Raw genomic sequence first — 778 nt, 5'->3', positions numbered from 1 at the left:
GGCCGAGGGTAAGGCGACGAGTGTTCACATCACCTGAAACCCCCATCACCACGTTGAATCCCTGATCAACCAGGTACTCGGACATCACATCGCCCTTGTACCCGGCGATTCTCAGGTCTTTGGCTTCTTCCAGGGAGTCCAGAGTGATATCGGAGTCTGGCGCGGCGAACAACGTCCACTTGATTGATGCCAGAGGACCTACCCATTGAAACTGATCTTCCCGCTCGTCGGTGCGCGCGGTGCAGAACAGACCATGATTTTCGCGATCCTGTACCCAGTTGTAGGCGTAACTCCAGTCCCGCATTTTCATCACGTAGTCATAGTCGACCCGGGACAGCATCGCCTTGACCATATCCGCACAGATGCCGGTTATGTCGTCTTCATTGTGGGCGAACCCTTTTCCGGTTTCAGAGGCATTATAGGGAGGGTAGTTTTCCGTAAAGATATACAGGCGCTCGGCCGCAAGGACCGGGAGGCCAATGGCCGACAGGGTCAACGCGATGAGGCCGGTTTTAATGCCTGTGATTAACTTCGAGGAGACCGGTGCAGTTTCTGTGGGCATTCTCTAGTCCTTTTCGACGATTCAGCTGGAACGGAAGCCAGGCGGCCGCATTGAGTGGCCATAAACCAGGGACATGATTGCAAAAGCGACATACTGGCATTTAATGTCAGCCTTTCTGGTTGATTATGCCAGCAAAACCCATGATTGCGCTTCCTGCGGAAAAAGTCAGTGACAAAACGTATCTGGAAAACCTGCCATCTTTCTGTGGAGCTCAGG

1 protein-coding gene is annotated in these 778 nt (G+C 53.2%); it reads right to left on the bottom strand.

All coding sequences use genetic code 11. From position 1 onward, the window contains the following. Nucleotides 1-562: substrate-binding periplasmic protein (locus B2W52_RS16855; RefSeq protein WP_286803779.1), on the bottom strand; the 562-nt coding region annotated here is incomplete at its 3' end. Nucleotides 563-778 lie beyond the last annotated feature (216 nt).

The organism is Marinobacter sp. UBA2498, from assembly GCF_002341575.1.
Classification (GTDB): domain Bacteria; phylum Pseudomonadota; class Gammaproteobacteria; order Pseudomonadales; family Oleiphilaceae; genus Marinobacter; species Marinobacter manganoxydans.
The sequence above is the reverse complement of the archived record's forward strand: the minus strand, read 5'-3'. Positions and strand labels throughout refer to the sequence as shown.